This window comes from Methylibium sp. T29 (assembly GCF_000576205.1).
GTDB lineage: Bacteria > Pseudomonadota > Gammaproteobacteria > Burkholderiales > Burkholderiaceae_C > Methylibium > Methylibium petroleiphilum.
Genome location: NZ_AZND01000556.1, coordinates 1 through 895, shown reverse-complemented (window position 1 = coordinate 895; position 895 = coordinate 1). Strand labels below are relative to the sequence as shown.

The 895-nt window shown below is 74.4% G+C and carries 1 pseudogene; it reads right to left on the bottom strand.

What is annotated here, in order from left to right:
- Positions 1-770: pseudogene (locus x551_RS22795) on the bottom strand (lipocalin-like domain-containing protein); the annotation flags it as partial.
- Between the last annotated feature and the right edge of the window lie 125 nt (positions 771-895).

Below are 895 nucleotides of genomic sequence, written 5' to 3'. Positions count from 1 at the left end.
CCCACAGCGCCGAGCCGTCGGCGCGGCGCAGCCGGAAGGCGTGAGGCGCCGCCGTCGTCGAGGTTCATGCCGACCCAGTCCCAGCCCACGGCGTCGGGGTGCATCAGCGCCTCGCTCCATTCGTGGTCGAGCCAGGCGCGGCCGCTCACCGCGAGCGCGCGGCCCTCGACGCGCAGCGTGCCGCCGACGGCGAGCTGTGGCTCGCTGAGGTAGTGGCTCGCCTGCTCGGGCGCCGGGCCCTTGCGCGAATAGCTGGCGTCGCCCTGCAGCAGCACCGGCTGCGTCGCGTCGAGGCGCAGGTCGAAGGAGAAGCCCTGCGTGCCGGCGTCGACCACGGCGCGGTAGTGGTGCGCGCTCGGAGAGGATTTGCCGTCGCGTACCAGTTGCCACCCGCGCAGCCGCACGTCGGTGTCGGTGGTGGCGGCCTCGGCGATGCCGAAGCCGGCGCGGGCGATGCGCTGGTCGTGGCGCAGCCGGCCGGCCCGGGGATCGGTGAGCGCGGCGTGCGCGAACAGCAGCTGCCGCGCGGCGAAGCGGCTCGGGTGGTCGGCGGTCGCCACGTCGGTGCGCGACCGGAAGAAGGTGATCTGAAACCCGAAGGGTTCGGCGGAGCCAAAACCGAAGGGCTCGGGCGTTGCGGCGGTCTCGAGCCAGCCGGTCACGTACCACCATTCGGTGCGGTACTCAGGGTGCGAGCCGAAATCGCGCGGCAGCACGATGGGCGTGCCGGCCCGCACCACCGGCGCCGCGCGTGCGGTGCCCACGCCCAGCCCGAAGCCCGGTGCACAGGCCAGCAGCAGCGCGCGGCGCGACAGCGGCAGGGGCTGGTCGTTCACCAGTCTTCCTTCACCGCGAGCACCGCGTCCTGCGAGACCGCGCGACGCGCCGCGACGGC